The organism is Kitasatospora sp. NPDC059747 (genome assembly GCF_042732955.1).
Lineage (GTDB): Bacteria > Actinomycetota > Actinomycetes > Streptomycetales > Streptomycetaceae > Kitasatospora.
On the sequence record NZ_JBHWGV010000149.1, the window covers coordinates 11579 to 19270 of the forward strand.

Here is a 7692-nt window from a genome sequence, read left to right on the forward strand (position 1 = left end):
CGGCGGCCGGGCGTACACCGCCCCACCACCGCGAGGCTCGCGGTCGGTCCGGTGGTGGCCGGGGCCCTCGCCGTGGGGGCGCCCCCCCCCCCCGCGGCCGCCACCTCCGGCGCGAACGTCAGGCACTCCTGCGCCCAGCCGGCCCAGCGTCACCAGAAGTCCTGCGACGCCCTGGTGCGCACCGACGTGGTGCAGCCGCACGCGTTCTCCCTCAGCGCGGTCTCGCCCGACGTGAACCCGTCCGGCCTCGGGCCGACCGACCTGCAGAGCGCCTACGGCCTGTCGAACAACGGCGGCGCCGGGCAGACCGTCGCCATCGTCGACGCCAACGACGACCCCAACGCCGAGTCCGACCTGGCGACCTACCGCGCGCAGTACGGGCTGCCTGCGTGCACCACCGCCAACGGCTGCTTCAAGAAGATCGACCAGAACGGCGGCACCAACTACCCGGCCGGCGACACCGGTTGGGCGGGCGAGATCTCCCTCGACGTCGACATGGTCTCCGCCGCCGCCCCGAACGCCCACATCCTGCTGGTCGAGGCGAGCTCGGCGAACATGGCCGACCTCGGCGCCGCCGTCAACCAGGCCGTCGCCCAGGGCGCGAAGTTCGTGTCCAACAGCTACGGCGGCCCCGAGGACTCCACCGACACCTCCTCGGACAGCCAGTACTTCAACCACCCCGGCGTCGCCATCACCGTGTCCTCGGGCGACTCCGGCTACGGCACCGAGTACCCGGCGGCCTCCCAGTACGTCACCGCCGTCGGTGGCACCTCGCTGACCCGCGACTCCAGCGCGCGCGGCTGGCACGAGACCGTCTGGGGCTCCAGCTCGGGCGGCAACGGCGCCGGCTCCGGCTGCTCGGCCTACGACCCCAAGCCGAGCTGGCAGAGCGACAGCGGCTGCTCCAACCGGACCGTCGCCGACGTGTCCGCGGTCGCCGACCCGGCCACCGGCGTCGCCGTCTACCAGACCTACGGCGGCAGCGGCTGGGCCGTCTACGGCGGCACCAGCGCCTCGTCGCCGATCATCGCCGCCGTCTACGCCGACGCCGGCACCCCGGGCGCGAGCGACTACCCGTCCCAGTACCCGTACCAGCACACGAGTGCGCTCAACGACGTGACCAGCGGCGCCAACGGCACCTGCTCCCCGTCCTACCTGTGCACCGCGGGCCCCGGCTACGACGGCCCGACCGGCCTCGGCACGCCGAACGGCCCGACCGCCTTCCGGGCCGGCACCAGCACGGGCAACACCGTGACGGTCACCAACCCGGGCAACCAGAGCACCACCACGGGCAGTGCAGCCTCCCTGCAGATCCGCGCGACGGACTCCGCCTCCGGCCAGAGCCTGACGTACAGCGCGAGCGGCCTGCCGACCGGGCTGTCCATCGACGCCTCCAGCGGCCTGATCAGCGGCACGGCGTCGACGGCGGGCACGTACAACGTGACGGTGACGGCGAAGGACGCCACCAACGCCTCCGGTTCGACGAGCTTCACCTGGGCCGTGTCCGCCCCGGGCGGCGGCTGCACCGGTGCGGGCCAGTTGCTCGGCAACCCGGGCTTCGAGACGGGTAGCGCCTCGCCCTGGACCGCGACCGCCGGCGTGATCGACAACTCCGCGAGCGAGGCCGCCCGCTCCGGCTCCTGGAAGGCGTGGCTCGACGGCTACGGCAGCAGCCACACCGACACCCTGAGCCAGACCGTCACGATCCCGGCCGGCTGCAAGGCGTCGCTCGGCTTCTGGCTGCACATCGACACCGCCGAGACCGGCACCACGGCCTACGACAAGCTCACCGTCCAGGCCAACTCCACCACCCTGGCCACCTTCTCCAACGTCAACGCGGCCAACGGCTACACCCTGCACACCTACGACCTCTCCTCCTTCGCCGGGCAGAGCGTCACCATCAAGTTCACCGGCACCGAGGACGCCTCGCTCCAGACCAGCTTCGTGATCGACGACACGGCCCTCAACGCCTCCTGACCGACCAGGCCCGACAGGTACGACAGGTACGACAGGTACGACCGGTGGGGCCGCAGCCGACTGCGGCCCCACCGGCACGTCCGCGGTGGCGCCGAATCCCGACGTCGTCTCCTGACGTCGTCTCAGCATCCGGACGAATGGCCGAATCCCCGACGAAGCGACCGCGGATAGGCCGTAGGCTGGCCGTGCAGCTGGTTCGCCCCGTCCGCCAGGCGGGGCGTCGCAAGAGGGAACCCGGTGACGCCATTCAACTGGCCAGTCCGGGACTGCCCCGCAGCGGTGAGTGGGAACGACCGCCGTCATACGCACTGGGCCCGGGCCGGGTCTGGGAAGCGACGGCCAGTAGGTGACCGCCCTTCAAGGGCCGGCCGTGCCCGCGAGTCCGAAGACCTGCCCGCTGCCCGCGTGCGACCGTTCGCGCGCGGCCATCCGGTGACCTCGAGGGCGGGTCGGCGACCACACCAGGCGGAGCTGCCCGTGCAGCGGTTCGCCCGGTGCGTCATCCCTTCGCGTCCTCGTCCCGTCGCCGGGTACTTGAGAGACAGACTCGCGAAGGAGAGTCCCTTGACCACGAAGTCCGCAGCCGCGGCGACCCTCGCCACCGCGTACGGCTACCCCCGCCAGGGCCGGGGCCGGGAGCTCAAGAAGGCGATCGAGGGGTACTGGAAGGGCGCCGTCACCGCCGAGACGCTGCTCGCCACCGCCGCCGACCTGCGCCGGGGAAACTGGCAGCAGCTCGCCGACTCCGGCATCGAGGAGATCCCGACCGGGGACTTCTCGCTCTACGACCACGTGCTGGACACCACCGTCGCGGTCGGCGCCATCCCGTCCCGCCACCGGGACGCCGTCGATGCCGACCCGCTGGACGGGTACTTCGCCATGGCGCGCGGCACCCAGGACGTCGCGCCGCTGGAGATGACCAAGTGGTTCGACACCAACTACCACTACCTGGTACCCGAGTTGGGACCGGGCACGGCCTTCGCCGCCGATCCGGCCAAGGCGGTCGGCGAACTGCGGGAGGCCCTCGCGCTCGGTCACGCCGCCCGCCCGGTGCTGGTCGGGCCGGTCACCTACCTGCTGCTGGCCAAGCCCGCCCCCGGCGTCGACGACGACTTCCGGCCGATCACCCTGCTCGACCGGCTGCTGCCCGTCTACGCGGAGCTGCTCGCCGCTCTGAAGGCCGCCGGCGCCGAGTGGGTGCAACTGGACGAGCCCGCGCTCGTCCAGGACCGCACCCCCGCCGAGCTCAACGCCGCCGCCCGCGCCTACCGCGAGCTGGGCGCACTGACCGACCGTCCGAAGCTGCTGGTCGCAAGCTACTTCGACCGTCTGGGCGAGGCGCTCCCGGTCCTCGCCAAGGCCCCGGTCGAGGGCCTGGCGCTGGACTTCACGGGACCTGCCGCCGCCAACCTGGACGACCTCGCCGCCGCCGGCGGGCTGCCGGGCAAGCGGCTGGTGGCCGGCGTGGTCGACGGGCGCAACATCTGGATCAACGACCTGGAGCAGTCGCTCGCCACCCTGGCCACCCTGCTCGGGCTCGCCGACCGGATCGACGTCGCGCCGTCCTGCTCCCTCCTGCACGTGCCGATCGACGCCACGCTCGAACGCGACGTCGACCCGCAGATCCTGCGCTGGCTCGCCTTCGCCAAGCAGAAGGCCGCGGAGGCGGCGCTGCTGGCCCGGGGTCTGCGCGAGGGCACCGGGGCGATCACCGCCGACCTCGCCGCCAACCGCGCCGACCTCGCCTCCCGGGCCGGCTCGCCGATCACCCGGGACCCGGCCGTCCGCGCCCGCTCCGCCGCCGTCACCCTCGACGACACCCGCCGCGCCCAGGCCTACCCGCAGCGCGCCGAGGCCCAGCGCGCCCGCCTCGGCCTGCCCCTGCTGCCGACCACCACCATCGGCTCCTTCCCGCAGACCACCGAACTGCGCCTCGCGCGCGCCGACCTGAGCGCGGGACGGATCGACGACGCCGCCTACCGGGAGCGCATGGAGGCGGAGGTCCGCGAGGTCATCGCTTACCAGGAGAAGGCGGGCCTCGACGTCCTCGTCCACGGCGAGCCCGAGCGCAACGACATGGTCCAGTACTTCGCCGAGCGGCTCACCGGCTACCTCGCCACCCGCCACGGCTGGGTGCAGTCCTACGGCACCCGCTACGTCCGCCCGCCGGTCCTGGCCGGGGACATCTCCCGCCCGCACCCGATGACCGTCGACTGGTTCCGCTACGCGCAAGGCCTGACGGACCGCCCGGTCAAGGGCATGCTGACCGGCCCGGTCACCATGCTCGCCTGGTCCTTCGTGCGCGACGACCAGCCGCTCGCCGAGACCGCCCGCCAGGTCGCCCTCGCCCTGCGCGACGAGGTCACCGACCTGGAGGCCGCCGGCGCGGCCGTCGTCCAGGTCGACGAGCCGGCCCTGCGCGAGACCCTCCCGCTGCGGGCCGCCGGCCGCCCGGCCTACCTGGACTGGGCGACGGAGTCCTTCCGTGTCGCCACCTCCGGCGTCCGCGCCGACACCCAGATCCACACCCACATGTGCTACGCCGAGTTCGGCGCGATCATGACGGCGATCGACGAGCTCGACGCGGACGTCATCTCCCTGGAGGCGACGCGCTCGCACATGGAGGTGGCCGGGGAACTGGCCGGGGCGGGCTACCCGCGCGAGGTCGGTCCGGGGGTGTGGGACATCCACTCCCCGCGCGTGCCGAGCACCGAGGAGGCCGTGGCGCTGCTGCGCGCGGGCCTCGCGGCGATCCCGGCCGAGCGTCTGTGGGTCAACCCCGACTGCGGCCTGAAGACCCGCGGCTGGGCGGAGACCCGCGCCTCCCTCGACAGCCTCGTCGCCGCCGCCCGCCACCTGCGCGAGGAACTGGCGGGCTGATCCGACCCCCTTCCCCGGGGACAGCACAAGGCCCCGCCCGTGTCCGGCCCGCCGCGACAGAGGCCTGGACACCGGCGGGGCCCGCTCGGTCACACCCCACGGTGCGGGTGGAACCCCTGCCCGGTCTTGCGGCCGAGCAGGCCCGCCTCGACCATGCGGGAGAGCAGGGGCGGGGGTGCGAAGAGCGGCTCCTTGTACTCGTCGTACATCGACCGAGCGATCGCCTCGACGGTGTCGAGGCCGATGAGGTCGGCGAGTCGGAGCGGACCCATCGGGTGGGCGCAGCCGTGGACCATGCCGGCGTCGATGTCCTCGGGGGTGGCGTGGCCGGCTTCGGCCATCCGGATCGCGGACAGCAGGTAGGGCACGAGCAGGGCGTTGACGACGAAGCCGGCACGGTCGCGGGAGTGGACGACGTGTTTGCCGAGGACGTCGCGCGCGAAGGCCTCGGCGCGGGCCAGGACGGGTGGGGAGGTGTGCAGGGAGGAGACGAGCTCGACGAGGGGCATCACCGGGGCCGGGTTGAAGAAGTGCAGCCCGAGGACGTGCGAGGCACGGCCGGTGGTGTTGCCGAGGCGGGTGACCGGGATGGACGAGGTGTTGGTGGCGAGGACCGCGTCGTCGTCGGCGAGGACCTTGTCGAGCGCGGTGAGCACGTCCGTCTTGAGGTGTTCGTCCTCGATGACGGCCTCGACGACGAGCTGGCGGTCGGCGAGCGCTTCGAGGTCGTCGGCGAACAGCAGGTGGGCCCAGGTGTCCTCGCGGTCGGTCGGGCTGATCCGGCCGCGGTCGACGGCGCGGTGCAGGGAGCGGTCGATGCGGCCGCGGGCGGCCCGGAGTGCGGACGGGTCCCTCTCGCAGACGATGGTGTCCAGGCCGGCGCGGGCGAAGACCTCGGCGATGCCGGAGCCCATCTGGCCGGCGCCGACGACGGCGACGCGGCGGATCGCGTCACGGTTGGTCTGGTCACGACCGGTCTCGTGACGGCCGGTCTCGTGACGGCCGGTCTCGTGACGGCCGGCTTCGTCACGGCTGGTCTCGTGATGGCGGATCTCGTTCAAGGCTGCCTCCGTACGGGTGGGCGGGTCAGGCCGCGGCGCGGACGCGGACGAGGTGGCGGGCGTACGCCTCGGTGGTGAGGAAGGCGGGGAGTTCGTCGCCGAGGGCGGTCTCTTCGAGGATCCGCACCGCGTGGTCGAGCAGTTCGGGTTCGACGCCCTCGCCGAGGAGCGCGGCCCGCTCGCGGTCGATCAGGCGGCGCACCAGGTCCGGGGTGGCGAGGGAGCCGCCGGTCAGCCGGGTGCAGTGGTGCTGCCACTGCCAGATCTGGCAGCGGGCGATCTCGGCGGTGGCGACGTCCTCCATCAGGCCGAACACGGCGACGGCCCCGGCGCCGCCGAGCCACGCCGTGAGGTAGCGCAGGGCGACGGCGACGTTGGACCGCAGCCCGTGGTCGGTCGGCAGGCCGGGGGAGAGGCGGTGGACGGCGAGCAGGTCGGCGGCGGTGACGTCGACGTCCTCGCGGGTGCGGTCGAGCTGGTGGGGGCGGTCGCCGAGGACGGCGTCGAAGGCGGTGTGGCAGGTGGCGACGAGACCGGGGTGGGCGACCCAGGAGCCGTCGAAGCCGTCGCCGGCCTCGCGTTCCTTGTCCGCGCGGACCTTGGTGAGGGCGGCCTCGTTGGCGGCCGGGTCGCGCTGCGGGACGGCGGCGGCCATGCCGCCGATGGCGTGGGCGCCGCGGCGGTGGCAGGTGCGCACGAGGAGGTCGGTGTAGGCGCGCATGAAGGGCTGCGTCATGGTGAGGGTCGCGCGGTCGGGCAGGACGTACCGCGGGCCGTGGTGGGCGAAGTTCTTGATGAGGCTGAACAGGTAGTCCCAGCGGCCCGCGTTCAACCCGGCCGCGTGGTCGCGCAGTTCGTGGAGGATCTCGTCCATCTCGAAGGCGGCGGTGATGGTCTCGATCAGGACGGTCGCGCGGACGGTGCCGTACGGGATGCCCAACTCGCGCTGGGCGAAGGTGAAGACGTCGTTCCAGAGGCGGGCTTCGAGGTGGTTCTCAAGCTTGGGCAGGTAGAAGTACGGGCCGCTGCCGCGCTCGATCTGGCGGCGGCCGCAGTGGAAGAGGTAGAGGCCGAAGTCGACCAGCGCGCCGATGGCCGGGCGGCCGTCGATCAGCAGGTGGGCCTCGTCGAGGTGCCAGCCGCGGGGGCGGACGACGATGGTGGCCGGGTCGTCGCCGATCCGGTAGCGCTTGCCCCCGGGCGTCGTGTCGTCGATCCGGCGCTCGATCGCGTCGATCAGGTTGAGCTGGCCGGAGACGAGGTTGTGCCAGGTGGGCGCGGTGGCGTCCTCGAAGTCGGCGAGCCACACCTTCGCACCGGAATTGAGCGCGTTGACCGTCATCCGGCGCTCGGGCGGGCCGGTGATCTCCACCCGGCGGTCGGCGAGGCCGGGTCCGGCGCCGGCCACGCGCCAGGTGGTGTCCTCGCGGACGGCGCGCGTCTGCGGGAGGAAGTCGAGCGTGCCGCCGGCCGCGAGCGCGGCGGCGCGGCGGCGGCGCTCGGCGAGCAGGCCGGTGCGCCGGTCGGCGAACTCGTCGTGCAGGCGCGCGAGGAAGGCGAGTGCCTCGGGCGTGAGGATCTCGTCGAAGCGGTCCTCGTGCTCGCCGAGGACCTCGGTACGGGTGGGCTGGCTCATCCGGTCCTCCAGGAGGCGGGGTGGGTGGGGCCCGGGGGCGGCGGCCCCCCCCCCGCGCCCCGCGCGGGGGGGGCTGGCGGGCGCGCCCCCCCCGCGACGCCCCCGGGGGGGCGGGTGAAAGCACCGCGGCCGACTCGG

General features: G+C 73.5%; 4 protein-coding genes and 1 riboswitch. Of the genes, 2 read left to right on the forward strand and 2 right to left on the reverse strand.

Features of this window, described 5'->3' with window-relative positions:
• A partial coding sequence (locus ACFV4G_RS38520) for a putative Ig domain-containing protein (protein ID WP_380447380.1) occupies positions 1-1977 on the forward strand: 1977 nt, incomplete at its 5' end.
• 175 nt (positions 1978-2152) lie between these two features.
• Positions 2153-2390, forward strand: a riboswitch (cobalamin riboswitch).
• A 151-nt stretch (positions 2391-2541) separates the two neighbouring features.
• Positions 2542-4857 (forward strand): 5-methyltetrahydropteroyltriglutamate--homocysteine S-methyltransferase, encoded by a 2316-nt coding sequence (metE, locus tag ACFV4G_RS38525; RefSeq protein ID WP_380447382.1) that lies wholly within the window; start codon positions 2542-2544, stop codon positions 4855-4857.
• Between the two features lie 89 nt (positions 4858-4946).
• Here metE and ACFV4G_RS38530 read toward each other — a convergent pair whose 3' ends face one another.
• On the reverse strand, positions 4947-5804 hold the full coding sequence (locus tag ACFV4G_RS38530) for a 3-hydroxybutyryl-CoA dehydrogenase (RefSeq protein ID WP_380447388.1): 858 nt from the start codon (positions 5802-5804) through the stop codon (positions 4947-4949).
• A gap of 139 nt (positions 5805-5943) precedes the next feature.
• A complete protein-coding gene (aceB, locus tag ACFV4G_RS38535) occupies positions 5944-7554 on the reverse strand; it encodes a malate synthase A (protein ID WP_380447384.1) in 1611 nt (536 codons plus the stop codon).
• Between the last annotated feature and the right edge of the window lie 138 nt (positions 7555-7692).

Bases quoted from the DNA above. Each gene is read 5' to 3' on its own strand.
- aceB (WP_380447384.1), bottom strand. From the start codon at position 7,554: ATGAGCCAGCCCACCCGTACCGAGGTCCTCGGCGAGCACGAGGACCGC.